The organism is Micromonospora sp. NPDC020750, from assembly GCF_044334565.1.
Lineage (GTDB): Bacteria > Actinomycetota > Actinomycetes > Mycobacteriales > Micromonosporaceae > Micromonospora.
On the sequence record NZ_JBIRTH010000010.1, the window covers coordinates 135,397 to 160,786 of the forward strand.

At 72.7% G+C, this 25,390-nt stretch carries 30 protein-coding genes; 7 read left to right on the top strand and 23 right to left on the bottom strand.

Annotated features, from left to right (window positions below):
• Positions 1 to 34: 34 nt before the first annotated feature.
• Both ACH4T9_RS27180 and ACH4T9_RS27185 read right to left on the bottom strand, forming a co-directional pair.
• Positions 35 to 1,237 (bottom strand): ABC transporter substrate-binding protein, encoded by a 1,203-nt coding sequence (locus ACH4T9_RS27180; RefSeq protein ID WP_396671913.1) that lies wholly within the window; start codon positions 1,235 to 1,237, stop codon positions 35 to 37.
• A gap of 78 nt (positions 1,238 to 1,315) precedes the next feature.
• Positions 1,316 to 2,113, bottom strand: a complete 798-nt coding sequence (locus tag ACH4T9_RS27185) for an alpha/beta hydrolase family protein (protein ID WP_396671914.1) — start codon at positions 2,111 to 2,113, stop codon at positions 1,316 to 1,318.
• A gap of 74 nt (positions 2,114 to 2,187) precedes the next feature.
• Here ACH4T9_RS27185 and ACH4T9_RS27190 point away from each other — a divergent pair, with 74 nt between their 5' ends.
• Complete coding sequence (locus ACH4T9_RS27190) at positions 2,188 to 2,799, top strand: bacterial proteasome activator family protein (RefSeq protein WP_396671915.1); 612 nt, start codon at positions 2,188 to 2,190, stop codon at positions 2,797 to 2,799.
• 36 nt (positions 2,800 to 2,835) lie between these two features.
• Here ACH4T9_RS27190 and ACH4T9_RS27195 read toward each other — a convergent pair whose 3' ends face one another.
• The 3 genes from ACH4T9_RS27195 to ACH4T9_RS27205 all read right to left on the bottom strand — a co-directional run bounded on the left by ACH4T9_RS27195 (position 2,836) and on the right by ACH4T9_RS27205 (position 5,480).
• A complete protein-coding gene (locus ACH4T9_RS27195) occupies positions 2,836 to 3,648 on the bottom strand; it encodes an HAD family hydrolase (protein WP_396671916.1) in 813 nt (270 codons plus the stop codon).
• A complete protein-coding gene (locus tag ACH4T9_RS27200; RefSeq protein ID WP_396671917.1) occupies positions 3,648 to 4,469 on the bottom strand; it encodes an HAD family hydrolase in 822 nt (273 codons plus the stop codon). The genes ACH4T9_RS27195 and ACH4T9_RS27200 overlap by 1 nt, the downstream gene beginning before the upstream one ends.
• A 240-nt stretch (positions 4,470 to 4,709) precedes the next feature.
• Positions 4,710 to 5,480 (bottom strand): hypothetical protein, encoded by a 771-nt coding sequence (locus ACH4T9_RS27205; RefSeq protein ID WP_396671918.1) that lies wholly within the window; start codon positions 5,478 to 5,480, stop codon positions 4,710 to 4,712.
• A gap of 150 nt (positions 5,481 to 5,630) precedes the next feature.
• Between ACH4T9_RS27205 and ACH4T9_RS27210 the strand changes: the two genes are divergently transcribed.
• The 3 genes from ACH4T9_RS27210 (at position 5,631) to ACH4T9_RS27220 (ending at position 7,377) form a co-directional block, all read left to right on the top strand.
• Positions 5,631 to 6,062 carry an OsmC family protein gene (locus ACH4T9_RS27210; protein ID WP_396671919.1) on the top strand — a complete coding sequence of 144 codons (432 nt, stop codon included), beginning with the start codon at positions 5,631 to 5,633 and terminating at the stop codon, positions 6,060 to 6,062.
• Positions 6,063 to 6,189: 127 nt separating this feature from the next.
• Positions 6,190 to 6,537, top strand: a complete 348-nt coding sequence (locus ACH4T9_RS27215) for a metallopeptidase family protein (RefSeq protein WP_396672076.1) — start codon at positions 6,190 to 6,192, stop codon at positions 6,535 to 6,537.
• A 117-nt stretch (positions 6,538 to 6,654) separates the two neighbouring features.
• Positions 6,655 to 7,377 (top strand): AIM24 family protein, encoded by a 723-nt coding sequence (locus ACH4T9_RS27220; protein WP_387022512.1) that lies wholly within the window; start codon positions 6,655 to 6,657, stop codon positions 7,375 to 7,377.
• Positions 7,378 to 7,415: 38 nt separating this feature from the next.
• On the opposite strand, the gene pheA is transcribed toward ACH4T9_RS27220, so the two are convergent.
• The 5 genes from pheA to ACH4T9_RS27245 form a co-directional block, all read right to left on the bottom strand.
• A complete protein-coding gene (gene pheA, locus ACH4T9_RS27225) occupies positions 7,416 to 8,372 on the bottom strand; it encodes a prephenate dehydratase (RefSeq protein ID WP_396671920.1) in 957 nt (318 codons plus the stop codon).
• 10 nt (positions 8,373 to 8,382) lie between these two features.
• Positions 8,383 to 8,949, bottom strand: a complete 567-nt coding sequence (locus tag ACH4T9_RS27230) for a hypothetical protein (protein ID WP_396671921.1) — start codon at positions 8,947 to 8,949, stop codon at positions 8,383 to 8,385.
• Positions 8,950 to 9,046: 97 nt separating this feature from the next.
• Positions 9,047 to 9,430: an ACT domain-containing protein gene (locus ACH4T9_RS27235; RefSeq protein WP_396671922.1), complete on the bottom strand. Its 384-nt coding sequence runs from the start codon at positions 9,428 to 9,430 to the stop codon at positions 9,047 to 9,049.
• A gap of 93 nt (positions 9,431 to 9,523) precedes the next feature.
• Positions 9,524 to 9,982, bottom strand: coding sequence for a PAS domain-containing protein (locus ACH4T9_RS27240; protein WP_396671923.1), 459 nt, complete (start codon positions 9,980 to 9,982; stop codon positions 9,524 to 9,526).
• Positions 9,983 to 10,151: 169 nt separating this feature from the next.
• A complete protein-coding gene (locus ACH4T9_RS27245; protein WP_396671924.1) occupies positions 10,152 to 10,892 on the bottom strand; it encodes a hypothetical protein in 741 nt (246 codons plus the stop codon).
• A gap of 164 nt (positions 10,893 to 11,056) precedes the next feature.
• Here ACH4T9_RS27245 and ACH4T9_RS27250 point away from each other — a divergent pair, with 164 nt between their 5' ends.
• The gene (locus ACH4T9_RS27250; protein ID WP_396671925.1) at positions 11,057 to 12,265 is read left to right on the top strand and encodes an arginine deiminase; all 1,209 of its coding nucleotides are present in this window, start codon (positions 11,057 to 11,059) and stop codon (positions 12,263 to 12,265) included.
• Positions 12,266 to 12,329: 64 nt separating this feature from the next.
• On the opposite strand, the gene ACH4T9_RS27255 is transcribed toward ACH4T9_RS27250, so the two are convergent.
• The 12 genes from ACH4T9_RS27255 to ACH4T9_RS27310 form a co-directional block, all read right to left on the bottom strand.
• Positions 12,330 to 13,214, bottom strand: a complete 885-nt coding sequence (locus ACH4T9_RS27255; protein ID WP_396671926.1) for a DUF5926 family protein — start codon at positions 13,212 to 13,214, stop codon at positions 12,330 to 12,332.
• Between the two features lie 67 nt (positions 13,215 to 13,281).
• On the bottom strand, positions 13,282 to 13,701 hold the full coding sequence (locus ACH4T9_RS27260) for an ATP-binding protein (protein ID WP_396672077.1): 420 nt from the start codon (positions 13,699 to 13,701) through the stop codon (positions 13,282 to 13,284).
• 29 nt (positions 13,702 to 13,730) lie between these two features.
• Positions 13,731 to 15,227 (bottom strand): ATP-binding protein, encoded by a 1,497-nt coding sequence (locus tag ACH4T9_RS27265; protein ID WP_396671927.1) that lies wholly within the window; start codon positions 15,225 to 15,227, stop codon positions 13,731 to 13,733.
• Between the two features lie 98 nt (positions 15,228 to 15,325).
• Positions 15,326 to 16,114, bottom strand: coding sequence for a glycerophosphodiester phosphodiesterase (locus ACH4T9_RS27270; protein ID WP_396671928.1), 789 nt, complete (start codon positions 16,112 to 16,114; stop codon positions 15,326 to 15,328).
• Positions 16,115 to 16,125: 11 nt separating this feature from the next.
• Positions 16,126 to 16,461: a rhodanese-like domain-containing protein gene (locus ACH4T9_RS27275; protein WP_396671929.1), complete on the bottom strand. Its 336-nt coding sequence runs from the start codon at positions 16,459 to 16,461 to the stop codon at positions 16,126 to 16,128.
• 78 nt (positions 16,462 to 16,539) lie between these two features.
• On the bottom strand, positions 16,540 to 17,478 hold the full coding sequence (locus ACH4T9_RS27280) for an LCP family protein (RefSeq protein WP_396672078.1): 939 nt from the start codon (positions 17,476 to 17,478) through the stop codon (positions 16,540 to 16,542).
• Positions 17,479 to 17,708: 230 nt separating this feature from the next.
• Positions 17,709 to 18,899 carry an LCP family protein gene (locus ACH4T9_RS27285; RefSeq protein WP_396671930.1) on the bottom strand — a complete coding sequence of 397 codons (1,191 nt, stop codon included), beginning with the start codon at positions 18,897 to 18,899 and terminating at the stop codon, positions 17,709 to 17,711.
• 224 nt (positions 18,900 to 19,123) lie between these two features.
• On the bottom strand, positions 19,124 to 20,368 hold the full coding sequence (locus ACH4T9_RS27290; RefSeq protein ID WP_396671931.1) for an LCP family protein: 1,245 nt from the start codon (positions 20,366 to 20,368) through the stop codon (positions 19,124 to 19,126).
• A 78-nt stretch (positions 20,369 to 20,446) separates the two neighbouring features.
• Positions 20,447 to 21,424: an NAD-dependent epimerase/dehydratase family protein gene (locus ACH4T9_RS27295; protein ID WP_396671932.1), complete on the bottom strand. Its 978-nt coding sequence runs from the start codon at positions 21,422 to 21,424 to the stop codon at positions 20,447 to 20,449.
• Positions 21,425 to 21,526: 102 nt separating this feature from the next.
• Positions 21,527 to 23,200: a cation acetate symporter gene (locus ACH4T9_RS27300; protein ID WP_396671933.1), complete on the bottom strand. Its 1,674-nt coding sequence runs from the start codon at positions 23,198 to 23,200 to the stop codon at positions 21,527 to 21,529.
• Positions 23,178 to 23,582 (bottom strand): DUF485 domain-containing protein, encoded by a 405-nt coding sequence (locus ACH4T9_RS27305; RefSeq protein WP_396671934.1) that lies wholly within the window; start codon positions 23,580 to 23,582, stop codon positions 23,178 to 23,180. Before ACH4T9_RS27305 ends, ACH4T9_RS27300 begins: the two co-directional genes overlap by 23 nt.
• Before the next feature lie 165 nt (positions 23,583 to 23,747).
• Positions 23,748 to 24,362, bottom strand: a complete 615-nt coding sequence (locus ACH4T9_RS27310; RefSeq protein ID WP_396671935.1) for a flavin reductase family protein — start codon at positions 24,360 to 24,362, stop codon at positions 23,748 to 23,750.
• On the opposite strand from ACH4T9_RS27310, the gene ACH4T9_RS27315 reads away from it, so the two are divergent.
• Entirely contained in the window at positions 24,349 to 24,444 is a 96-nt protein-coding gene (locus ACH4T9_RS27315; protein WP_396671936.1) for a DUF397 domain-containing protein, read from the top strand. The genes ACH4T9_RS27310 and ACH4T9_RS27315 overlap by 14 nt on opposite strands.
• Positions 24,445 to 24,510: 66 nt before the next feature.
• Here ACH4T9_RS27315 and ACH4T9_RS27320 read toward each other — a convergent pair whose 3' ends face one another.
• Positions 24,511 to 25,005 (bottom strand): SRPBCC family protein, encoded by a 495-nt coding sequence (locus ACH4T9_RS27320; RefSeq protein WP_396671937.1) that lies wholly within the window; start codon positions 25,003 to 25,005, stop codon positions 24,511 to 24,513.
• A gap of 80 nt (positions 25,006 to 25,085) precedes the next feature.
• Between ACH4T9_RS27320 and ACH4T9_RS27325 the strand changes: the two genes are divergently transcribed.
• On the top strand, positions 25,086 to 25,343 hold the full coding sequence (locus tag ACH4T9_RS27325) for a hypothetical protein (protein ID WP_350880077.1): 258 nt from the start codon (positions 25,086 to 25,088) through the stop codon (positions 25,341 to 25,343).
• Positions 25,344 to 25,390 lie beyond the last annotated feature (47 nt).

Below are 25,390 nucleotides of genomic sequence, written 5' to 3' on the forward strand. Positions count from 1 at the left end.
CTGCCGCTCGACATCTGCCGGCGTCGCGGCCCGTTCAGCCGAGCGTGGCCAGCTCGTTGATCAGCACGTTGGACAGCAGCCGGCCGTCCCGCTGGACCTTGCGCAGGTACCACTTCTGCTGCGGGGTACGCGGCTGGTTGAACTGCCACGCCCCGCGCGGGCTGTCGATCTGGCCGATCTTGCCCATCGCCAGGTTGACCTGCTGCGAGGTCGGGTCCGGCCCGGCCAGCCGGATCGCCTTGTCCAGCACCTGAGCCGCGTCGTACGACGCCATGGCGTAGGTGGTGGGCGACGTGCCGTGGGTCTTGCGGTACGCCGAGGCGAAGGTGCGGTTCGCGGTGTTGTTGAGGTCGGCGGAGTAGTTCAGCGCGGTCACGATGTTGCGCGCCTCCGCCTCCTGCACCTCGCTGAGCACCGTGCCCTCGGTCAGGAAGCCGGTGGCGTAGATCGGGCCGGTGTACCGCTCCCGGTGCAACTGCTTGATGAACTGCACCGCGGCCGGCCCGGCGAAGTGGCAGAAGATCGCGTCCGGCTTCCGGCTCAGCGCTTTGCGGATGTCGGCGGCGTAGGTGGTGCTCCCCGGGGTGGTGGTGGGGTCGGCCCAGATCACCGGGTCGGAGATCCTGGGGTCCGCCGCCCCGGCCGAGCTGAACTGGGCCTGGAGGCCCTGGATCACGTCCCGGGAGCCCAGGTTGTCCGGGGCGATGATGGAGATCCGGCTGCCGGCGGGAAGCCGCTGCGCCATGTACGGGCCGAGCGCCCGGCCCGGCTCGTCCAACACGTACGAGGTGCGCCAGATGTAGACGACGCTCTGCAGGCTCTTGGGGGAGGCGTTGGAGCCGACCAGCGGGACCCGGGCTTTCTCCACGATGTCCCGGATGCCGACCATGACCGCCGAGTTCACCACCCCGGTCAGCGCCAGCGCGCCTTGCTTGAGCAGGTTGTCCACCGCCGCCTTGCCGGTCGTGGCGTTGTCACCCTCGTCGGCGGTCAGCAGGGTCACCGGATGGCCGCCCAGTTGCTGGTCGTGCAAGGTGAGGTAGAGCTGGAAGCCGTTGAGGACCTCGTCGCCGATGGCCTTGTAGCCGCCGGACTGTGGTGCGATGAGGCCGATCTTGACAGGGGCGCCGGTGGGGGCCGAGCCGTCCTCGTCCTCCGCGGCGCAGGCGGCGGTGAGGCCGGTGGTACCGAGAGCGGCCAACAGTTGGAGCGCCCGCCTACGGTTCATCTGGGACACCGAGTTCCTTCCGGGAGCTGAGCAGGGCCGATACCGCCCCCTCGGCGTTCTACCCCCTCCGCGACGCTGCGTCAATGATCAGTGATCAACCTGCAAGGAACGCAGCGCACGGGCCACTTCCGGCCAGGCGGACGACTCCGGATCGATGATCCCGAAATGCTCACATTCGGGAAGCTCGATCAAGCGAACCCGGCTCCCCGCCGTCCGTGCGGCGGCGACGTAGGATCGGCTCAGCGTCACCGGGACCTGCTGGTCCAGGACGCCGTGCACGACTACGGTCGGTGTCGACAGCGGTACCCGAGCCGCCGGGTCCGCGTCCGCGTACCGCTCGGGGTGCTCCGCCGGGCCGCCGCCGAGCAGCGCCGCCACCGCGCCCGAGTCCAGGTCCAGCCGGTACGCCTCGGCGAGGTCGGCCACCGGGGCCAGCGCCAGCACCCCGGCTACCGTGTCCGGGGCGGACGCGGCGGCGTACAGCGCGAGGTGGCCGCCGGCCGAGTGGCCGACCAACAGCGGCGGACCGGGGCGCAGCCGGTCGCCCAGCACCGGCCCGGCCAGCCCCGGCAGCGCCGCCACCCCGGCCAGCACGTCGGTCAGGGTGCCCGGCCAGCCACCCCCCGGCTGTCCGGTCCGCCGATACTCCAACTGGGCCACGGGGTGACCGAGCCCGGCCAGGGCCGCCGCCAGCGGGCCGATGTGGGCCCGGTCGTACTCCGCCCGCCAGAAGCCGCCGTGCACTACCACGACCAGCGGCCGGGGCGGGCCGTTCCCCGCAGGTCGGCGCAGGTCGGCGACCTGGTCCGGATGCCTGCCGTAGGCGACGGTGGCGTCCGGGACGGGGGCGGGGCGGTCGAGCACGGCACGGGGGTCGACGGGCATGCCGGCGACGGTAGCGCGGAAACCCACGGCCGGGATCGGTCCCGCCGAGCCGGCCGCCCGTCGGCTGGGCGAAGATGGGAGGCATGACCGAAGCGCACTTCGCTGGACAGAACGACGAGCCGGATCACGAGGGCGTCGGGGACGCCGGCACGGTGGTGGTGGTCGGCCCGGACGGCCGGCCGGTCGGCACCGTGCAGACCGACGGGGCCGCCGGGGAGGACCCGACGCGCCTGGTGGAGCAGCCGGCCAAGGTGATGCGGATCGGCAGCATGATCAAGCAGTTGCTGGAGGAGGTCAAGGCCGCCCCCCTCGACGACGCGAGCCGGCACCGGATGCGGGAGATCCACGAGCGCTCGATCGTCGAGTTGAAGGAGGGCCTGGCCCCCGAGCTCCGCGAGGAACTGGAGCGGATCTCGCTGCCCTTCGCCGAGGACAAGGCGCCCAGCGAGGGCGAGCTGCGAATCGCCCACGCCCAGCTCGTCGGCTGGCTGGAGGGGCTGTTCCACGGCATCCAGGCGGCCCTGGTGGCCCAGCAGATGGCCGCCCGGGTGCAGCTGGAGCAGATGCGCTCCGGCCGGCAGGCGCTGCCCAGCGGCCCGGCCGGACTGGTGCCGGGCATGCCGGGCATGCCCGGCGTGGGCCAGCCGCAGGGCGGCGAGGGGCACAGCACCGGCCAGTACCTCTGACCGTCGCGCGCCGGGCCGTCCGCGTCCCGGCGCGGCTCACCCCACCCCGAAGACCTTCTCCAGGTACGCGGCCACGCCGTCCTCCGAGTTCGCCGAGGTGACCTCGTCGGCGATCTCCAGGACGGCGGGGTGCGCGTTGGCCACCGCCACCCCCCGACCCGCCCAGGCCAGCATCGGCACGTCGTTGGGCATGTCGCCGAAGGCCAGCACGTCCCGCTGTTCGATGCCCGCCCGGGCGCAGTACCAGGCCAGGCCGGCGGCCTTGGTCACCCCGGCCGCCGATATCTCCACCAGCCCCGTGTACGACGAGTGGGTCGCCTCGGCCAGCCCGCGCAGCGCCCCGGCGACCACCTGGACGAACAGGTCCGGATCCTGCTCCCCGGCCCGGGCCAGCAGCTTCACCGCCGGCACCGAATGCAGCTCCTCGGGCGAGGTGATCGCCCGGATCGCCTCGGCGTCGGCGTCCCAGCGCAGCGGGTAGTCCGCCTCGTGCCGCATCTCCCGGCTGTCGACGATCTCCACGGCGAAGCTCACCCCGGGCACCTCGGCGCGCAGCCGGCGGGCCACCTCGGCGAGCAGTTCGGGGGCGAGCGGGTCGGCCCGCAGCACCTCGTCGGTCAGCGGGTCGTACACCACGGCGCCATTGGCGCAGATCGCCGGCAGCGGCTCGGCGAGCTGCTCGTACACCAGGGAGAGCCAGCGGAGCGGGCGGCCGGTGACCAGCACGACCGGGATGCCCCGCGCGGACATCCGGGCCAGCGCGTCCCGGGTGCGTGGGCTGATCGTGCGGTCGTCGCCGAGCAGCGTGCCGTCGATGTCGGTGGCGACCAGCCGAGGTGTCTCTCCCATCACCGGGAGAGTAGTCGGTCCAGGTAGACCGCGACTCCGTCGTCGTCGTTGCGCAGGGTCACCTCGTCGGAGGCGGCCCGGACCGCCGGGTGGGCGTTGGAGACGGCCACCCGGCCCCACCCGGCCCACGCGAACATCGGCAGGTCGTTGGGCATGTCGCCGAAGACCAGCACCTCGGCCGGGTCCACCCCGAGCCGCTGCGCCACCACGGTCAGCCCGGACGCCTTGTCGACCCCGGGCGGGCTGATCTCGACGAAGCCGAGCCCGGCCTGGGTCAACGAGGCGACCTCCGCCGGGATGATCCGGCGGGCGGTCTCCAACAGCGTGTCCACGTGGTGTCCGGCGGTCCGGGCGAACGCCTTGATCACGTCGCCGGAGAGGCACTCGTCGCGGGTCCGGGCCTCGAACCGGTCCGGGTACGGCCAGCTCGGGTGGTAGTCGCCCCAGAGCGGGGCGTCGTGCTCGTCGGACGCCTCGACCATCACGGTGAGCGGGCCGACCGCGGTCTCCAGGTCGGCGACCAGCCGGGCCAGCACCTCGCCGGAGAGCCGCTCGTCGCGCAGCACCAGCGGGCCGGCCGGGTCGCTCTGGTCGACCACCCGGCCCCCGCCGGCCATCACCAGGAAGTCGGCGGCACGGATGTCGTTGCGGGTCAGCTCGGTCAGCCGTGGTCCCCGACCGGTCGCGCAGACCACGGGGATGCCGGCGGCCCGCACCCGGTCGAGCACCTCGTGCGTGTACGCGGAGACCGTCTCGTCGCTGCGGACCAGAGTCCCGTCGAGGTCGGTGGCGACCAGCTTGGGTAGTCCCGGGCGGGTCATCGTTCCTCCTTCGCCCGCCGCCGTCGCGCCGGCCCGTTCGTTCGGTCGTCGGTGCCTCGACCGGGAGTGACGGCGGGCAGCAACCGTACCTCGCCGCGCAGGTCGCAGCGGGGCTTCCCGGCGAAGCGGCCTGGCACCCCGGTGGACGCCCACCCGGTGTCCCGCCCGCCGTCCGGCGGGGTGCCGGGCGTGGCCGGCGGGGGCGTGCGGGTCACCGGAATTCGGCGGCCGGGACGGTTGTCAGGCGGGCGGTTCGGGACGGGCGAACGGCAGCGTGGTTTCGACGGTGAGGTCCGCCGGCGCGGCCGGCAGGTCGGCGTCGCGGCCCGACCGGGGCGTGCCGCCCCGCCGGCCCCAGCGGCCCGGTTCCGGCTCGGGCTCCGGGCCGGCCGGCTCGGCCCCGTCGACCGGGGCGCTCTCCCGGCCGGGCGGGCCGAGGGCCGGCACCCGACCGGCGAGGTACAGCGCCGCGGCCAGCAGCGCACAGGCCGCGAAGGCCATCACCAGGCCCCGGCCGTACTCGACCCGGAATCCGTCCTCGGCTGCGTAGAAGAAGGTGCGCTGGCCGGAGTCGTCGAGCGAGACTGCCGTGGCGACCAGGACGCCGAGCAGGGCCGCCGCCAGGGCGAGGCCGGCCACCCGCGCGTTGTGCCGCACGGCGGGTGTGCCCCGCAGGGCCAGGGCCACCGCCGCGGCCAGCGCGAAGAGCCCCATCAGGTAGCCCACCCCGAACCCGCCGATGTCGGACACTCCGCCCGGCACCCGCAACATGGTGTTGCCCTCGGGGCCACCGTTCGGCACGGTCAGCACCATCCACTCGCCGACCAGGGAGGCGAAGGCCGCCGCCACGCCGAGACCGGCCGGCAGCAGCGGCAGCCGCCGGTCCCGCCCCAGCCCCGCCAGCGGCCGACCGGCCTGCCGGGGAGGCGTGGGTTCGGGCCCGCCCCACTCCACGACGGCGGTGCCGTCGGACCGGGTGTCCTGCCGAGGGATGGGGAGATTCTGGGACATCGGCCACCTCTCTCTCCACCGCTCGCGGGCCTGAGCCGAATCATGACACAGCCGACACCGCGCGGCCGGGAACCGGGGCCGCCCCCGGGGACCGGGTCCGATCGGACGCAGTCGCTCGCCCACCGCCCGGCTTTCGGTTAGCGTCGGTGCATGCCTATCCGTACCGCATCCGCACGCTGGCAGGGCGATCTCACCGAGGGTTCCGGCACGGTCCGCACCGGCAAGGGCGGGCTCCAGGGGAACTACTCCTTCAAGTCGCGCTTCGAGGAGGGCGAGGGAACCAACCCCGAGGAGCTGATCGGGGCCGCCCACGCCGCCTGCTTCTCGATGGCGTTCTCCAAGCAGCTCGCCGACGCCGGCGTCACCGGCACCTGGGTGGAGACCGCCGCCAAGGTGCACTTCGACAAGACCGACGCGGGGATGACCGTCACCCGGATCGACCTGGAGACGGTCGGCCAGGCGCCGGGCCTCGACGAGGTCCAGTTCACCAAGCTGGCCGAGACGGCCAAGGAGAACTGCCCCATCTCGCGCCTGCTCTCCCCGGGCGCCCAGATCAGCCTCACCGCCAGCCTCGCCTCCTGATCCCTCCGGCGCACCGCGCCCGCCCGTCGCGGAGGTCCCCGTCCGATCAGGATGGGGGCCTCGGCGTCCCGGGCCGGACCTTGGGCTCGGCGGGGCGTGGCGGCTCGGAGAGAATGGGGGCGTGGCGGTGGAGATGAGTCGGGAACGCTTCGAGGAGTTGGTCGGCGACGCCCTCGACGAGGTGCCCGAGGAACTGCTCGGGTTGATGAGCAACGTGGTGATCCTGGTCGAGGACGACCCGCCCCCGGGCGACGATGACCTGCTCGGCCTCTATGAGGGGCACGCGCTCACCGACCGGGGCTGGGACTACTCCGGGGTCCTGCCGGACCGGATCCTCATCTACCGCCGCCCCATCCTGCGGATCTGCGACACTGAGGAGGACGTCGTCGACGAGGTGGCGGTGACCGTGGTGCACGAGATCGCCCACCACTTCGGCATCGACGACGACCGGCTGCACGACCTCGGCTGGGGCTGAGATCCACCCCGGTGCCGCCCCACCGGCGAGCGTCACCGGCCCCGCTCGGCCGATCCCCGCCGGTTGCGCTGGTCACCTACCCTCCGAGCAGAACACCCCGACTCAGGAGGCACTTCCATGCGCAGCGCGCTGTTCTCCGCAGAGAACCTGGAGAAGGAGTCCGCCCAGCCCGGTATGCGGCTGCAGAACTCCAAGATGTTGAAGATCGAGCTCAACGGCGAGGCGATGGCCCGGGTCGGGTCGATGGTCGCCTACCAGGGCCAGGTGCAGTTCCAGGCGCTCGGCTCCGGCGGCCTGGGCAAGTTCCTCAAGCAGAAGCTCACCGGCGAGGGCGTCCCGCTCATGAAGCTCAGCGGCCGGGGCGACGTCTTCCTCGCCGAGCTGGCCAAGGACGTGCACATCGTCGATCTGGAGCCGGGCGACGCGTTGTCCATCAACGGCTCCAGCGTGCTGGCCTTCGACTCCACCCTCCAGTACGACATCAAGATGGTGGGCGGCGCCGGGATGGCCTCCTCGTCCGGTCTGTTCAACTGCGTCTTCACCGGCCACGGCCGGATCGCGATCACCACGAAGGGCACCCCGGTGGTGCTCAACGTCGACGCCCCGACGTACGTCGACCCGCAGGCCGCCGTCTGCTGGTCGGCCAACCTCCAGACCGGCTACCACCGGGCCGAGCAGTTCGGCCTGGGCTCGCTGCTGGGCCGCACCACCGGCGAGGCGTTCACGATGAGCTTCGCCGGGCAGGGCTTCGTGGTGGTGCAGCCCTCCGAGGAGCCGCCGGTCGCCGGCAGCGGTGCCCAGGAGCAGCAGGGCGGCCTGCTCGGTGGCCTGCTGAGCTGACCGGGGCGGGGTGCCCGTCGCAACCGGGCACCCCGGTCTCAATTCAGCTCGCCGGCACGCAGCCGGGCCAGCCAGGCCGCCGCGTCGGCGTAGTCGGCGTCCGAGAGGCCGGCCGGTGCGGGGACCGGCCGTTCGCCCGCCCCGTCGGCCCAGCGGTGCCGGGGGTACGACCCGAGGAAGCGCACGTCCGCGCAGACCCGGCGCAGCCCGCGCAACGCCTCCCCGAGCCGGATGTCGGCCACGTGGCCGGTGCAGTCGAGGAAGAAGACGTACCGGCCCAGCGCCTCGCCGGTCGGTCGGGACTCGATCCGGGTCAGGTTGACCCCGCGCACGGCCAGCTCCATCAGGACCGACAGCAGGGCACCCACCCGGTCGTGGGCGATGTAGACGGCCAACGACGTCACGTCGTCCCCGGTGGGGGGCGGCGGCGGGCCGGGGCGGGACAGCAGGGCGAACCGGGTCACGGCGTCGGCGTGGTCGGCGATCTTGTCGGCCAGCACGGCCAGCCGGTGCCGGGCCGCCCCGATGGGGGCGCAGATCGCCGCGTCGTACCCGCCACCCGCCGCGCCGGCCGCGGCGGCCCCGTTGGAGAGCACGTCGATCACGACGGCGTCCGGCAGGTACGTGCGCAGCCAGTTACGGCACTGGGTGGACGCCTGCGGGTGGGCGGCCACCGACCGGATCGCCGCCAGGGACGTCCCCTGGCGGGCGCCGAGCACGAACTCGACCGGCAGGATCACCTCCCGCGTGATCACCAAGGGCTCGCCCTCGGCCAGCTCGTCCAGGGTCACCCCGACCGCGCCGCCGATCGAGTTCTCCAGCGGAACCAGGGCCGCGTCGGCGTCCCCCGCCCGGACGCCTTCCAACGCCTCGCCGACGCTGCGGGCGGGCGTGCGGGTGCCCCGTTCGGCGGCCGGCACGGTGCGCAGCGCCTGCTCGGCGAAGGTGCCCTCGGGGCCGAGGTAGACGAAGCGGGTGGGTGGTGTTCCGGGCATGTCGCCCAGCCTACGCACCCGGTATGCCCCCCGGGACGGCGTCACAGGCGAGCGTCCGAATGCCGGTCGGCCCGGCCACCCGTACCTCGATGGTGCAGACGTCGGTGCCGGCGGTGACCAGCTCCAGCGCGCCCGGTCGGCCCCGGGTGACCACCTGGAGCTCCTCGTGCCCGGTCACCTGGAGCACCGTGTACTGCCAGTCCCCGGCGCAGAGCGGGCCGGTGCGCACCCGCACCCCGACCGCCCGGGGCAGCACGTCGGCCGAGCCCCGCAGCAGTGTGATCACCCGATCCCCGGACGGGCCCTCGCGGCAGGCGGTGGCGACCAGGTCGGGGCCGGCGGTGGGCGACGGGACGGCCGGCGACGGGGGGACCGGGACCGGTGGGACGGTCGCGGTGGCGGGCGTGGTCGGGCCTGCGGAGGCGCCGGCCGTGGCGGTCGGCGCCGGGGCCGGCCGGCGCAGCTCCGGTGGCGTGCCGCAGCCCGCGGACGCGAGGGCGAGGGACACGACGGCGAGCAGCACGGCCGGGCGGGGCGGCCGGCGGGGTGCGGTACGGGGCGGTGCGGTGGGCGGCACGAGCCGATCCTTGCATCGAAGAGCGTCGTGACGGCCGGGTGGCCGAGCCCATCGTAGGAGCCGCAGGCGCGCGGGTGAAGGGCGGCGGCGCGGATCGTCAGTCGAGGAGGCGGTGGCCGGCCCGGCGCAACGTGGCGATCGCCTCGTCCAGCCGCACGGCCGGGACCAGCACGTGGTCCGTGTCGTAGGTCGAGAACGCCACCACGTTGACCCGGGCCTCGGCCAGCGGGGCGACCAGCGCGGCCAGGGTGCCGGTCACCGGCTTGCCGAGGGGCCCGACGACCCGCAGGCACCGCCAGTCGGTCTCGGCCTCGGCCGGGGCGCGGGACGCGGGGCAGATCACCGAGACCCCATCGGCGGACCAGCTCACGCTGATCACCTCGCCGTCGCCCAGGTCGCCCCACAGGTCGGGCCGGATGGCGGAACCGGCGGTCAGTCGGCACACCGCGTATTCCCCCGGCAGCAGAGCGACATCGAGCATGAGGGCACCCTACGGCCTGGGTGCCGGTCCGACCCAGCGACGAAGGGTGCGGCGAGCGCCACATTCGTGCAGTTCAGGACGGCAATGGGCGGATCAGATCTCGGAGAAGAAGGTGAGCGACCCGGCCACCTCGCCGTGGGTCAGTACCGGCGTGGAGATGGCGTCCACTGTCGCGTCCGACCGCCCCGCCGTCGAGGCCTGGACCCGGAGCAGCCCTCGGGCGAGGCGCCCCGAGTGCAGGGCGAGCAGCGGCGGAATCTTGTCGGTATCCTGCTCGGTCAGTTCGCCCCGGTTCGCGGTGAAGTCGAGCAGGCGCAGGCACCCTTCGAGCAGCGGGAGGCCGATCACGTCCTCGGGGCAGCACAGGCAGAGCAGCTCGCAGCCGGCTGAGGAGACCGCGACGACACGGGTGTCGGCGTCGATCAGCAGGCAGGGCTCGGCGGCGTGGGACACGGTGGCGGACCACTGGCCGAAATTGTCGGACTCCTGCTCAGGCGGTGTCCGAGCGGCGGGCACGAACACTTCCGAGATCGAGAGTTCGACGTGGGCCACCGCGCCTCCAATTTACACCGACGGTCTGTCCACGCTGACCGGTTGTCGCGGGGACCGTCGACCACGCTTCAGCCACCAGGCCGCCGGTGATCGGTTGCCCTGACCCGGCCGGCGACGGCGCGGCCGGTGCTCCGGGTGGTGACCGGACCGCGTGGCGTCGCCGGAGACGTTACCGGCGGTTGGCCGGCTTGTCAGCCGCCGTTCGGCCGTCGTCGTACCACCGGTAGTCGGCGGCGGGGCGGTACGTGCCGTTCATCCAGGTGCCGGGGTGCTGCGCGACCCGGGCCAGCTTGTCGGCGGTGGCGGGGCTGATCCGGTTCCCCCCGGCGACGAGCAGGCGGTCCAGCTCGCGGTGGGTGGCCATCAGGCAGTCCTTCGGCAGGCCGTACACGCTGATGACGCCGGAACCGACGAAGGTCAGCACCGGCGTCACCGGGATCGTCAGCCCGACGGCTGCGGAGAGCGCCTTGCTCGCCCGCTTGGCGTCCCGGCGGCTCTCGGCCACATAGGGCGGGCGCTTGCCGTTGATCTGGACGACGTCCCCCGCCACCAGTACCCGGGCCCGGCCGTGGTCGGCGATGGTCACCGCGAACAGGCCGCTCGGGCCGATCGCGAGGAACCCGGCCCGTTCGTCCTGCCCCTGGTCGAGGAGAAGGTCTGAGTTGTCCGAGCGAGGCCACTCGATGACGTGCCAGGCCGGCCCGAGGTGGTCGAGCCGGCCGAGGGCCCGCGCCCCGGCTGCCTCCAACCGGCGGGCACCTCGCTCGGCGCGCCGACGTCGAGCCCACTCCAGGGGGCTCGGACGGATCGGCTCGAGCGCCCCCGGCGCCTCGGCGCGGGGGTGTGGCACCGACACGGGCGGCAGTGCCCGCGAGGTGGGTGCGGCTCGGCGTGCGGGAAAGACAGTCATCGCGACCTCCGGCAAAAGGTCCCTCGAAGTTATGTCCTCACTACCCTACGTCGACATACCGGGTACCCGGCAAGTCGGAGCGCCGGAGTGAGTGTGGATGAATGCCATATTCATCCCCAGATGTTTTATCGGATGCCGCCAAACCCTGCCCTACCCTTGGCCGTGTGACCCACTACGTGGACAGCGAAGTCGGCCGCCTCGGCACGGTGCTGCTGCACCGACCCGGGCCGGAGCTGGCCCGACTCACCCCGCGCAACAACGACTCTCTCCTCTTCGACGCTATCCCATGGGTGGGAAGGGCGCAGGAGGAGCATGACGCCTTCGCCTCCGCCCTGCGCGAACGTGGGGTGGAGGTGCTCCACCTCGCCACCCTACTGGCCGAGACGTTGGCCGTCGGCGAGGCCCGCGCCGAACTGACCGAGCAGGTGCTCAGCTCGCCCCGGCTCGGCGACACCCTGCGCCGCCGGGTCGCCGACCATCTCGCCTACCTCGACCCGGCCGCCCTCGCCGACGTGCTCATCGCCGGGCTCGCCCACGAGGAGCTGCGGATCAGCCAGGAGCGGCCGGGCGGGCTGGTCTACGCCCTGATGGACCGGCACGAGTTCGTCATCGACCCGCTGCCCAACCTGCTGTTCACCCGGGACTCCTCACTGTGGATCGGGGACCGCGTCGGGGTGACCAGCCTGGCCATGCCGGCCCGTCGCCGGGAGACCACCATCACCGACGCGATCTACCGGCACCACCCGCGCTTCGTCGGCACGGAGTTCGTCTACGAGTCAGGGCTGGAGCACCTGGAGGGCGGCGACGTGCTGCTGCTGGCCCCCGGGGTGCTGGCGGTCGGGGTGGGCGAGCGGACCACTCCCGCCGGGGCGGAACGGCTCGGCCGGCGGGTCTTCGCCGCCGGGCTGGCGCATACCATCCTGGTCGTCCCGATCGCCCAGGAACGGGCCACCATGCACCTGGACACGATCTGCACGATGGTCGACGTCGACGCCGTGCTGATGTACGCGAACGTGGCGAGCACCCTGGCCGCGTACACGGTGGTGGCCGGGCCGGACGGCGAGCTGCGGGTGGACGGGCCCGCGCCGTTCCTGCGTGCCGCCGCCGACGCGATGGACCTCGACCAGCTCCGGGTCATCGACACCGGCCTCGACCCGGTCGCCGCCGAGCGGGAACAGTGGGACGACGGCAACAACACCCTCGCGCTGGCCCCGCGGCTGTGCGTCGGCTACGAACGCAACACCGGCACCAACGCCCAGCTCGAACGGGCCGGCATCGAGGTCATCCCGATCGCCGGATCCGAGCTGGGCTCCGGCCGGGGCGGCCCGAGGTGCATGTCCTGCCCCCTGGTCCGCGAACCCCTCAACCGGTAGGGCAGGGGGCCCCTGCCCACGCCAGGCGTCGACAGGGGCCCTTCCGACGCCCGGCGTGGGCGACTCAGCGGAGGGTGAGCTGGCGGCCGAGCAGGCCGTGCCGGGCCCGGCGGCCCGCCGCGTCCAGCGGCTCGCCGGTCGCCAGGGCCTCGGCGTAACGCTTGGCGAACTCGGTCACCGGCTCCTCCCACTCGACGGCCGGGACGTCCTCGGGCAGGTCCCAGACGGGCACGAGGCGGCCGTGGGCGCGGAACATGCCGGCGAACTTCGTGTTCCCGGCGAGGGGCAGCGTGCCCGCAGCGCTCAGCCGGGCCAGCGCGTCCAGGGCGGCGTCCTCGTCGTCCGGGAGCACCCAACGCACGTGCGCCTTCTCCGGCACCTGGCACCAGTACGCGGCCCGCGCCGCGGCGAGCCGTACGGTCGGGTAGATCGCCGCGTTGGCCCGCTCCAGCGAGGCCTGGACGGTCGGGTCGTCGGTGGCCCCCGGGTCGAGCCAGAACTCGAAGCCCTCGTGCATGGCGATGTCCAGCGGCCCGTCGACCAGGATGTCCTGGAGCCGGGGGCCGAGGCCCGGCAGCGGCGGCACCGTGACCGGCTTGCCGGGCTCGGCGCGCAGCGCGCAGAGCAGCGCCTCGGCCAGGTCCCGGGAGACGTCGCCGGACTGCTGGTGGCGCTGGAGACCGACGAAGACCCGGCCGTCGTCCTTCGTCATCGCCGGGGCCGCCATCGGCAGCACGGTGGCCAGGGTCACGGTTCGGTTGCCGTGCTCCTCGACCAGTTCGGGGACGAGCCGCAGGGGCGCGGACGCGGCCGGAACCAGCTCGCGCAGCGCGATCCACTCCGGCTCGTCGGTCAGCCCTTCGAACGGTCGGGGGACGAAGACGTCCCGTACCTTTTCCCGCTTGGGGGTGGCTTCGGCGGCCCGCTGGCTCTTTCGACGCTTGCTCACGGCGAATCAGCCTAGAGGCCCCACCGGAGGCGGCGGACCCGACCCGCCCCGCTCGGCGGGACGGGGGTCAGCCGGCGGCGACGAGGCCCGGGCTGGGGGTGCCGGCGGGGTCGAACTGGGCCCAGACGCTCTGCCCGAGGCCGTCCCGGTCGACGCCCCAGCTGCTGGCCAGGCCGGAGACGATGTGCAGGCCCCGGCCGTCCACGGCGTCCTGGCTGGCGGCCCGTATCCGGGGCCCGGTGCCCGCCCCGCCGTCGGTGACCCGGAGCTCGACGAGGTGCCCGTCGCCGGGGGCCGGGCTCAGCCGCCAGGCCACCCGGACCACCCCGCCGGGGAGCGGCTCCGCATGCCGGATCGCGTTGCCGACCAGCTCGGCCAGGACGGCCACCAGGTCGGCCAGCAGCACCGCGGGGACGAGGCCGGCCAGCTCGTCGGCGAACCGGTGCCGGGCCAGGCGCGCGCCGGTGGGATGGTGCGGCACCACCACGCACCACGACCGCTGGACCGGCCCTGAGGTCACCGCGCTCCTTCACGCCTTTCGGGCGGCGGCCCGGCCGCGCTTACGCGCGGCAGCCGCACCTCTGCGACCGTACCGCCACCTGCCCTCGGCCGGAGGGATACCCATCCGTTCTGTTGTTCGACGATCCGGCGGACGAGGTACAGGCCGAGCCCGGCGCCCGGGTAGCCCCGGCGGTCGCCGGACTCGCCCTGCCAGAACCGGTCGAAGGCCCGCTCCACATGCTCCGGCCGGATGCCGATGCCCCGGTCGCTGACCCGGAACGACACGGTCTGCTCGTTGCCGGTGGCGGCGATCTCGATCGGGGAGTCGGGCGGGGAGTACTTGTCGGCGTTGGTGCACAGCTCGGTCAGCACCGTGGTCAGGCTCTGCCGCTCGCCGACCGCCCTCGGCAGGCCGGCCGGCACGTCCAGCACGACCCGGCGGCGCAGGTCGGCGGGCAGGTCCGCCACCGCCGACGGGAGCGCGTCGCCGAGGTCGAACGGGGCCAGCGACTCGCCGGGGCGTCCCTCGGTGGCGGAGGTGAGCAGCCGGTCGACCAGCCGGGCCAGTTCGTTGGCCCGCTGCCCGATGACCCGGGCGGCGTGCCGCCGGTCGACGTCGGTCAGCGAGTCCCAGTGGTCGGTGAGGGTGTCCGCGTACCCCTTGATGACGGTGACCGGGGTGCGCAGCTCGTGGCTGGTGACCGCGACGAAGAGGTCCCGGTCCTGATCGCGTAGCTGCTGGTCGGTGATGTCCCGGAAGGTGACCACCCACAGCGCGCCCGGGCCGGGCAGCTCCCCCGAGGTGATCTTCAGCCAGCGGCCGTCCGGCAGGCGGTGGTCGAGGACCTGACCGGACGGGGGGAGCGGGAACGGCAGCGGACGGTTCAGCGCCTCGGCGGCCGAGAGGCCGGTCACCTCGGCGGCGGCCGGGTTCCACAGCCGGACGTGGCCGCCCCGGTCGACCACGGCCAGCCCGTCGGCAAGCGCCGCCACCACCGGGCCGTCGCCGTGCACCGGCAGGCCGGTCTGGTCGCCGTACATGTGGGCGATGCAGGCGGCGATGTACGCCATCACCTCGTGTTGCCCGGCGGCCGTCGACTCGTCGTGGTCGAGGTAGAAGGCGTGCAGGGTGCCGACGGTGAGCCCGCCGATCTCGGCCCGCGCGACCACCATCCGGCGCAGCCCCCGGTCGACAAGCTCCTGGCCGACCGGGCCGGGGATCCGGTCCACCCGGATGTCGCGGACGCGGGTGCCGGAGAGCAGGCAGACGGTGGCGGGGTCGGTGGGCGACACCGGGCGGCCGACCGCCCACTCGGCGCCCTCGGTCGCGGCGATCACCCGGCCGCCCTTGGGCGCGAACTCCACGAACGCTGTGCTGGCCGCCCCGACGGCCGGCCGCACCAACTGGAGCAGCCGGTTCAGGACCGGCAGTCCGGCCTCCCCAGAGTTGATCATTTCGATCACCCTGCCATGGCCGGCGATGAGAGTGGCGAGGTCGGTGCGCTCCGGCATGTCCCGAGTGTGCCGCGCTGACCCTTCCATCGACACCCCTGGCTGTTCAGGCGTCCGCGCCGCGCCGCTGAGCCAGCGGGTCATCCCGCCCCGGGGACTCATCGCCCCAGCCGGGCCAGCGCGTGGGCCGGCCGGTCGGTGATGATCCCGTCGACTCCGGCGTCGAGCACCAGCTCCAGGTCGGCCGGCTCGTTGACCGTCCAGACGTACACCTGGTTGCCGGCGGCACGCAGCGTGGTCAACAGCCGAGGGCGGGACCGCACCAGCCCGATCCCCGGCCCGGCGATCCGGGTGCCGGCCGGCATCCGGCCGGGTGGCAGCCAGCGCGGCAGCACGTCCAGCAGCAGCACGGTGGGCAGGCCGGGGGCCAAATCGTGGACGCGGCGTACGGCGAGTGGGGAGAAGGACATCACGGTGACCCGGACCGGGCTGTCCGCCCCGGGCTCGGCCAGGCCGTACCGGCGCAGCAGGGCCACCAGGCGGCGCTCGACGTCCCGGCCGTACCGGGAGGGGTGTTTTGTCTCGATCAGCAGCCGGACCGGCCGGCCGGCGTCCAGCACGGCGTCCAGCAGCCGTTCCAGGGTGAGCAGCCGGGTGTGCGACTCGTCGGGCGGCTCGTCGCCGTCCGACGGGGCGCAGCCCGGGTGCCAGGAGCCGAAGTCCAGCGCCTCCAACTCGGCGAGCGTGCGGGCGCTGACCAGACCGGTGCCGTTGCTGGTCCGGTCCAGCCGCCGGTCGTGCACGCAGACCAGGTGGCCGTCCCGGGTCAGCCGGACGTCGCACTCCAGCCCGTCGGCGCCCTCGTCGAGGGCCCGCAGATACGCGGCGAGGGTGTGCTCCGGCAGGTCGGCCGAGGAGCCACGGTGGGCGAAGACGAGGGGATCCATGCCCGTCGCTCTCAGATGACCTGGCCCGGCCGCCCGTCCGCATCGACCACGGGTCGCCCGACGGCGGCCCACTGGCGCATCCCGCCGTCGGCGTTGCGCACCTGGTCCCAGCCGTTGTCCATCAGGTAGGCCACCACCTGCGCCGACCGGCCGCCGGAGCGGCAGATCACCGCCACCTCGCGATCGGTCGGGACCTCGGCCATGCGGGCCTGCAGCTCCGTCATCGGCAGGTGGTGGGCGTCGGGCGCGTGCCCGGCGGTCCACTCGTCGTCCTCGCGTACGTCGAGCAGGTAGGTGTCGTCGGCGATCTCGGTCACGGGCACGGTGGGAACCTGGGGTCCGAACACGGTCACCAAGCCTAGATCCTCGCCGGACCGAACCGGCGGGCGACGTGCGGAAGAGATGCGACCCGGCCCGTGACGCGGTCAGAGCCGGGTGATCCACCGGGGGTTGGCCTGGGCCCAGTCGGGCATCCGCTCGCCGCGAACGGCGTCGAACAGGGCGCTCCCCCCGCCGTCGAGCACCACGTAGGAGACCTCGTCGATGGTCTCCGGGTGGGAGGGGACCTGCACGCCGGTCAGCGCTTCCGGGGGCAGGTCCCGCAGGGTGAGCGCCAAATCCTCCAGGGGCACCCCGTTGGTGTCGACGGTCAGCGACGCGCCGACCGCCCGGATCAGCCGGTCCAGCCGCACCGGGTCGCGTCGCAGGTTCGTCTCGCCGGCCCGGGCCAGCATCGCCCGCAGGAGTTGCTGCTGGTGGCGCTGCCGGTCGTAGTCGCCGCCGGGCAGGTCGTACCGCTGGCGGACGTAGTCCAGCGCCCGGGCGCCGTCCATCTGCTGGCAGCCGACGGGGAACAGGGTCCTGGTGTGGATCGAGCGGACCTCGGTGTCGACGCACATCCGGATCCCGCCGAGCAGGTCGATTACCTGCCGCAGCCCGGCGAAGTCGATCAGCGCGGCCCCGTCGAAGCGCAGGCCGGTGAGCCGGGTGAGGGTGGCCGAGAGCAGTCGGACCCCGGCCTCGCCGCCGCCGCCGTGCTCGTACGCGGCGTTGATCTTGTCGCTGCCGCCGCCCCAACCGTTCGGCGCGGGCGGAATGGCCACCCGCAGGTCGCGCGGGATGGAGATCAGGTACGCCCGTTTCGTGCCGGCCGGCACGTGCACCACGAGGACGGTGTCCGACCGCTGGTCGTCCCCGGTGGCGCCGGGCCGCCGGTCCGAGCCGACCAGCAGGTAGTTCAGCGCGTCGTCGAGGTCGGTCCGGTCGCGCCGGGCATCCGGGTCGAGCAGCTGCTCCCGGGTCACCGTGCGCTCGTACCGGTGACTCAGGATCTTGAGCCCGGCCACCGCGGCGGCGGCCAGCAGGGTGAGGGCCAGGCCGGCCCCGAGGAGCACCCGGCTCCACCGGGGTACGCGCCGACGGGCCGGCTCGCGCCGCCCCCGCCCGGCTTCCCCTGACCTGGTCGTGACGCCCCCCGCCGCCGAACGTGAAACCTTCTCGCGTCAGACTATGGGGGCGATTGGACCGACGGGCGGCTTTCGCGCAGTTCGGACGGCTTACCCGTAGGTGGGACGGCTAACTGCGGGCCGGACGGTTACTTGCGGGTGGAGAGCACGCCCGGGTTGGCGTACACGAACTCGGCGAGCTTGTCGTTCTTGATCGCCTGGAACATCTCCAGGGTCTGCGGGCTCAGCATCTCCTTCGAGCGGTCGGCGGTGGAGAAGTACTTCCCGCCGTTGGTGCGCAGCATCGTCAGGTCGTTGCCGGTGACCCCGCGCATCGTGAAGATCATGTCGATCATCGACACCCCGCCGGTGTCCAGCACGAGGGCCCCGCCGGCCGCCTTCATCAGCGCGTTGAGCTTCACCGGGTTGGTCAGCGTGCCGTTCTCGGTCGCCTTCTTCGCCATTGCCTTGATCAGCTGCTGCTGGTTCTGCTGGCGGTCGTAGTCGCCGCCGTCCAGGCCGTAGCGCTGGCGGGAGTAGTCCAGCGCCGCCCAGCCCGCCATCTCCCGGCAGCCCTTCTTGTGCAGCACCGGGGTCATCTTCTTGCCGGTCTTCTTGGCGTCGGCGTTCCACATCGGCTTGCCGTCGACGTACGACATGTGGTGCGACTTGACCTCCTGGGAGACGCAGATCCGCACGCTGCCGAGGGTGTCGATGATCTTCTTGAAGCCGCCGAAGTTGATGATCCCCGCGCCGTCGAAGCTGACCCCGGTCATCTTCCTGATCGTCTTCGCCATGAGCTGCGCGCCGCCCTCCCAGCCGCCCCCGTTCTGGGCGCCGTACTGGAACGCGGCGTTGATCTTCTCGACGCCGTGGCCCGGGATCTCCGCTTCGGTGTCTCGCGGGATCGAGATCAGGTACGCCTGGTCGTGCGAGGCGGGGATGTGCAGCACGATGATGCTGTCCGCCCGGACGTCGTCGGCGGCCCAGCGCTCGCGCGCGTCCACGCCGAGCAGCAGCATGTCGATCGGGCCGTCCAGGTTCGCGCCGCCCTCGGCGTTGGACTTGCCGGCGTCGCCGAGCAGGTTGCCCTGGGCGATGTTGCCGGTGGCCTGGCTGATCAGTGCCTTGCTGCCCACGATGGCGATGCCGCTGGTCAGCATCAGCACCGCGCCGAAGACCACGGTGAGACGCGCCCAGAGGGGGTCCTTGCGGCGGGCCCGCTTCTTGGCGGGGCCGCGGCTGGGACGCTTGCCGCCGCGGCGGGGCTGCGACGTGACCCGTGCGGCTGCGCCGACGGGCTCCGGCGACGGGGGGCGACGGCTGGCTTGAACCGGCATGCGTGCTCCAGCTCGCGTTTTCGGGGGGCGGGGGAGGGACCACTGTACGTACCGCTTCCCGTCAAGGCGAGTTCGTCACGCAATTACTTGCCGTTCTCCCGGCGGTCGCCTGCGGGAATTGCCCGAACGTCCAGGTCGATGCGACCGGTCGGCGGTTCGCCCCCCGAGATGGGGTTCTACCGCCGACCGGCGATGACGTCCGTCGAAGTAACGGGTGCCGTGGGTCAGTTCCCGTTACCCGTGCCGCCGGCTGGCTGGTTGGTCTTCACCCAGTCGGCCATCGTGTCCGCCGTCATGGCCTTGTACATCCTCAGGGCCTTTTCCCGGTCGGAGACCACCACCGACTCACCGTTGATCGTGTCGCTGCCCGAGTTCGGGCTGGTGACGAAGATCAGGTTCTCCCCACGCAGGCTGCGGAACTGCAATGCCATGTCCACCAGCGAGAATCCCTGGTCCACCGTGACCGCGTCGGTCACCGACTGGAGGAAGGCGTTCAGCTTCTTCGGACTGGTGAGCGTCCCCGTGCTGGCCGCCTTGTCCATCAGCGCCTTCAGGAACTCCTGCTGGTGGCGCATCCGCGCGAAGTCGCCGTCGGGGAACTGCTTGCGCTGCCGGATCCAGTCCAGCGCCTCGGCGCCGTTCATGTGCATGGTGCCCTTGGTGAACTTCCGGAACGGCTTGTGAATCGACGTGACCGACCGCTCCACCTTCAGGTCGACCCCGCCGAGGGCGTCGGTGACCTGCTTGAAGCCGGCGAAGTCGATCGCCAGCACGTGGTCGATCCGCACGTCGGTGAAGCACTCCACCGTCTTCACGGCCAGCGGCAGGCCGCCGAACGCGAACGCCGCGTTGATCTTTGCCCGCTGGCCCGAGCCGCACTCCGCCTGGGCGTTCTCGGGGATCGGCACGTACAGGTCGCGGGGGACGGAGACCAGGTAGGCGGACTTGTGGTCGGCCGGGATGTGCATGACGATGATCGTGTCCGCCCGCCACTGGCTCTGCTGGTCCACCGGGGCGTCCGGGTCCCGCGAGTCGCTGCCGACCAGCAGGATGTTCAGCGCGCCGTTCACCGCCTTGGCCGGGCGACCGCCCGTCAGCTCGGAGAACGGGTCGGTGCGGGCCAGGTCGTCGTTGAGGTTGCTGGTGTAGAGCCAGGCGCCCGCCCCGCCGAGCAGCGCGAGCACCAGCACCGCCACGCCGGCCACCAGGCCGATCCGGCGCCACCGCGGCCCCTGCCCGCCCGGTCGCCGCCTTGGCCCGCCGGGACCGGTGGGCCCGCCCGGGCCGGTAGGCCCGCCGGGGCCGCCGAAGCCGCCGCCCGGTGACCGGTCGCCGGGCGAGGGGTACGGCTGGGCGTCGGACACGCGGGCGCGTCCCGGGGAGCCCTGGCCGGGGCCGGGGACCGAGGCGCGTCCGGCGCTGCGACTCAGGTGCGGTAGCGGGACGCCGGCGGGAGTGGTCGCTGACATGTACTCGAGCGTACGTAGCCCCGTCGAGTGTCGCCCCGAAGCGCAGGTCGCCCGGCGGGGCGTGGCCCCGCCGGCCGGCTACCCTAGCCGCTCGCGGAAGTGCTCGATGGTGCGTCGGAGGCCGTCCTCGGGCGCCACCGACGGCTCGTATCCGAGCAGCTCACGGGCGAGGGTGAGGTCCGGCCGGCGCATCTCCGGGTCGTCGGAGGCCCGGGTGACGTACGTCACCTGTGACTCGCTTCCGGAGAGTGACACGATCAACTCGGCGAGTTGCCGCATGGTCAGCTCGTGCTCGGTGCCGCAGTTGACCGGGCCGGTCTCGGTCGAGTCGAGCAGCAGCAGGATGCCGCGCACCAGATCCTCGACGTAGCAGATCGACCGGGTCTGGTTGCCCGTGCCGTGCACCGTGATCGGCTCGCCGCGCAGCGCCTGCGAGATGAACGTCGGGATGGCCCGGCCGTCGTCCGGCCGCATCCGCGGGCCGTACGTGTTGAAGATCCGCACGATCGCGGCGTCCAGCCCCCGGTACCGGTGGTACGCCATCGTGGCCGCCTCGGAGAACCGCTTCGCCTCGTCGTAGACGCTGCGCACGCCGATCGGGTTGACGTTGCCCCAGTACGTCTCGCGCTGCGGGTGCTCCTTCGGGTCCCCGTACGCCTCGGAGGTGGAGGCCATCAGGAACCGGGCCCCGTCGGCGACCGCGCGGTCCAGCAGGTGCAGGGTGCCCACCGAGCCGACCCGGAGGATCTCCACCGGCAGGGTGGCGAAGTCCGTGGGGCTGGCCGGGGAGGCCATGTGCAGGATCGCGTCGAACCGCTCGGCCAGGGCCGGGTGGTGGGTCGGCAGGCCGTCGGAGATGTCCGCCTCGACGAGCGTGAAGGTCGGCTTCTCCAGCAGGTGGGCGACGTTGTCCTTGGAGCCGGTGACGAAGTTGTCCAGCACCACCACTGTGCAGCCGCGGGCGACGAGGGAGTCCACCAGGTGTGACGGCACGAAGCCGGCGCCGCCGGTGACGAGGACACGGTGACCGGGGCCGAAGCGCGGAGCAACCTTCATACGGCCAGCCTACAGAGGTGAGGAGGGGCCCCCTGCCAATGCCTCGCGGGCGCGGCGGGGGCCCCTCGACAGCTCGGCCGGTGCAGTGCCGAGCGGGTCGACTCAGTGCGCGCCGGCGCCGGTGAGCGAGCGCACCTCAAGTTCCGCGTACTTCTCCTCGTCGTGCTCCTTGGAGATGACCGTGCCGATCCAACCGCAGAGGAAGCCGAACGGGATGGAGAGGATGCCCGGGTTGGACAGCGGGAACCAGTGCCAGTCGTGGTCCGGGAACATCGAGGTCGGCGCCCCGGAGACCACCGGCGAGAAGAACACCAGCACCACCGCGGCGAGCAGGCCGCCGTAGATCGACCAGACCGCGCCGGAGGTGTTGAACCGCCTCCAGAACAGGCTGTAGAGGATCGCCGGGAGGTTGCCCGAGGCGGCCACCGCGAACGCCAGCGCCACCAGGAACGCCACGTTCAGGCTCTGCGCGTAGATCGACAGGGCGATCGACACCGCGCCGATGACCAGGGCCGCGAGTCGGGCGACCCGGACCTCCTGGCGCTCCGACGCCTGCCCCTTCTTGACCACGTTGGCGTAGAAGTCGTGCGCGAGGCTGGACGACGAGGCCAGGGTGAGCCCGGCGACCACCGCCAGGATGGTGGCGAAGGCAACCGCCGCGATGATCGCCAGCAGAGTCGCCCCGCCGAGGTCGCCGCCGAAGAACTCCTTACCCAGCGCCTCGGCGAGCTGCGGCGCGGCGGTGTTGCCGGCCTTGTCCTGCGCGACGATGTCCTTGCCGCCGACCAGCGCCGCAGCGCCGAAGCCCAGGGCGAGGGTGAGCAGGTAGAACGCGCCGATGATGCCGATCGCCCAGAGCACGCTCTTGCGGGCCGTCTTGGCGGTCGGGACGGTGTAGAAGCGGATCAGGATGTGCGGCAGGCCGGCCGTGCCGAGCACCAGCGCGATGCCGAGCGAGAGCAGGTCGACCTTGTTGTAGAACGTCTGCGTCGCGTTGCCGGCCACCTCGACGCCGTACCGCAGGCCCGGTTCCAGGAAGGCGCTGCCCTTGCCGGAGGACGCGGCGGCGTCGCCGAGCAGCTCCGACAGGTTGAAGTTGTACTTCGCCAGCACCAGCAGGGTCATCACCAGCGCGCCGGTCATCAGCAGGAACGCCTTGACGATCTGGACGTACGTGGTGCCCTTCATGCCGCCCACGGTGACGTAGATGATCATCAGGGCGCCGACCATGATGATCGTGGCGATCTTGGCGGTGTCGGCGTCCATGCCGAGGAACGTGGTGCCCGGCCGGATGCCGAGCAGCAGCGCCACCAGCGCGCCCGCGCCGACCATCTGGGCCAGCAGGTAGAAGATCGACACGGTGATCGTGGAGACCGCCGCCGCCGTGCGGACCGGGCGCTGGCGCATCCGGAACGCCAGCACGTCCGCCATCGTGTACCGGCCGGAGTTGCGCAGCAGTTCGGCGACGAGCAGCAGCGCCACCAGCCAGGCGACCAGGAAGCCGATCGAGTACAGGAAGCCGTCGTACCCGTAGAGGGCGATGATGCCGGCGATGCCGAGGAAGGACGCCGCCGACATGTAGTCGCCGCCGATCGCCATGCCGTTCTGGAAGCCGGAGAAGGACCGGCCGCCGGCGTAGAAGTCGGTGGCCGTCTTGGTCTGCCGGCTCGCCCACACGGTGATGGCGAGCGTGATCGCCACGAAGACGAGGAACAGGGTGATGGTCAGGTTGCGGGCGGTGCCGCCGCCCGCCTCAGCCGCGAGGACCGTGTTCATGGGTCACCTCCCCCATTTCGGCGCGGATCCGGTCGGCCACCGGGTCGAGCCGCCGGTCGGCGAACCGCGAGTACAGCCAGGCGATGAGGAACGTCGAGACGAACTGGAGCAGCCCGAAGACCAGGGCCACGTTGATGTTGCTGCCGAACAGCCGCGTGCCCATGAAGTCCCGCGCGTACGCGGACAGGATCACGTAGAGCGCGTACCACAGGAAGAACGCGACGGTCATCGGGAAGACGAAGCCGCGCAGCGCGCGACGCAACCCGACGAACTCGTCCGACCGTTGCATGGCGAGGTACCGGTCAGCGTCGGACGCGGCCGAGGCCGCCGTCTCCGGCGCGGCCGGCGACGGCGCGCCCGGCGCGGGTGTGTCCGTGGACATCTGTGGATCACCACCTTCACAGGCGTGGGGAGTTTCGCGCACGGTAGGAACCGCGCTCCTCGCCTGGGAAGACGTGGGCCGACCCCGGTCGCCCACTGCGCCGAACGGTCGCTTGTCTGCGCTGAGTGACCCACATCACTCCGGTGACCGGCGGCCGGTGGCGGCTCAGGTCAGCTCGTGGTACCGGCCCCGGTAGTGCAGGAGGGGGGTGGTCTCCTCGGTCAGGGTGACGGCCTCGATGGTGGCCTCGACCAGCAGCGCCCAGCCGTACTCGCGGGCGGTGTCGAGCCGGCAGCCGGTCCAGCCGCCGGCGTCGGCGGGGATCGGGCCGTACTCCGTGTCGGTCCACCCGCCGGTGGCGAAGAGGCCGCCCGGCGACGGGAACAGGCCGGCGAACCGGTCAGCGAGCTGCCGGTGTGCCGGGCCCAGCGGTGCGACCGCGAACCGTCCCGTCTCCTCGACCGCCGCCCACAGGTCCGACTCCGGGTCGACCAGGCCGAGCAGCCGATCCGGCTCGCCCTCGGCGACCAGCGTGGACGACACCGTCAGGCCGGCCGGTCCGGGCGCGGTCCAGAGCGTCACCGGAGCCGCGAGGCGGCCCCGCAGGCGACGGGCCGGGGACTTCTGCCCGGAGGGCACGGCGAACGGATCGGTGTGGTGGATCTCGGCACCCGGCTGATGATTCACGTGAAACATTGTGCCGCCCCGGGCGCGCGCCCAGCCAAGGAACCGCTCGTGCAGGCCGGCCGGGCGCGCGTGGCCGCTGGTGCGGGACAGCAAGGACCGGCCGGGCCCGGTGCTGACCTTCCGCCCCGATGCCTGGCGCACCTTCATCCACCGGGCGAAGTCCGGGCACTCATGATCGTTTGCACCTGACCGAACTCGACACGCCGTCGGGGTGCCGGTTTTCGACAGACGATCAAGGAACTCACCCGTCGGTGGTGAGGGAGCGGCGGGCGGCGGTGAGGACCTCCGGGTCGGTGCAGCCGGTGGCGTACCCGGCGATCCGGCGGCGGATGTCCCGGCCCAGCAGCCACACCCCGACCCGGTCGGCAACCGGGCGCAGGAACGCCGGCCGGCAGCGGAAGCTGTACCGCCAGGTGGCGACTGCCGTGCCCGGCTCCGGGCCGGGCGCGAACCGCCAGCCGCCCGCGAACATCTCGAAGAACCACGGGCCCCGGACCATCTTCATCCCGACGTGGCTCGGCGGCGCGAAGGAGACGTACTCGCTGACCATGACCAGGCCGTGCCGGGACCGGGTGAAGGTGCGCACGCCCTTGCCGGGGCGGGTCGCCCCGTCGGTGAAGTGCTGCTCCCGGACGAACGGGTCCCAGCGGTAGCGCACCGGCGCGACCGTCTGCGACACCGCGAAGGCCAGCTCGGGCGGCACCGGGACGGTGACCAGCGACTCGACGACGGGCATCGGCCCATTGTGCCGCCGCCCGCCAATCCACGCATGAGGACGGCCGGCGGCGCGTGCGCGGGGGCCTTATCGTGCCGGACATGGCCCCCGTGACGCCGCAGAAGCTCGCCCAGACCCGCATCCTCGACGTCGACGCCCTGGCCCGCAACGAGGTGGACCTGCGGACCTACCCGCACCGGCATCTCGCCCTGCTCGCCCGCCCCGGCCTTGACCGGCCAAGCGCCGTCACCCTGCTGATGGAGGGCGTCGAGTACCTGTCCCAGTTCGGGTGGGAACTGGTCAACGTCACCGACACGAACCGGAACGTGTTCCTCTACGCGTTCCTGCGCCGCCGCTGACCCGCGTTCCCGCGCCGCCGCTGCCCGGTCACCGCCGAGCGAGGGGT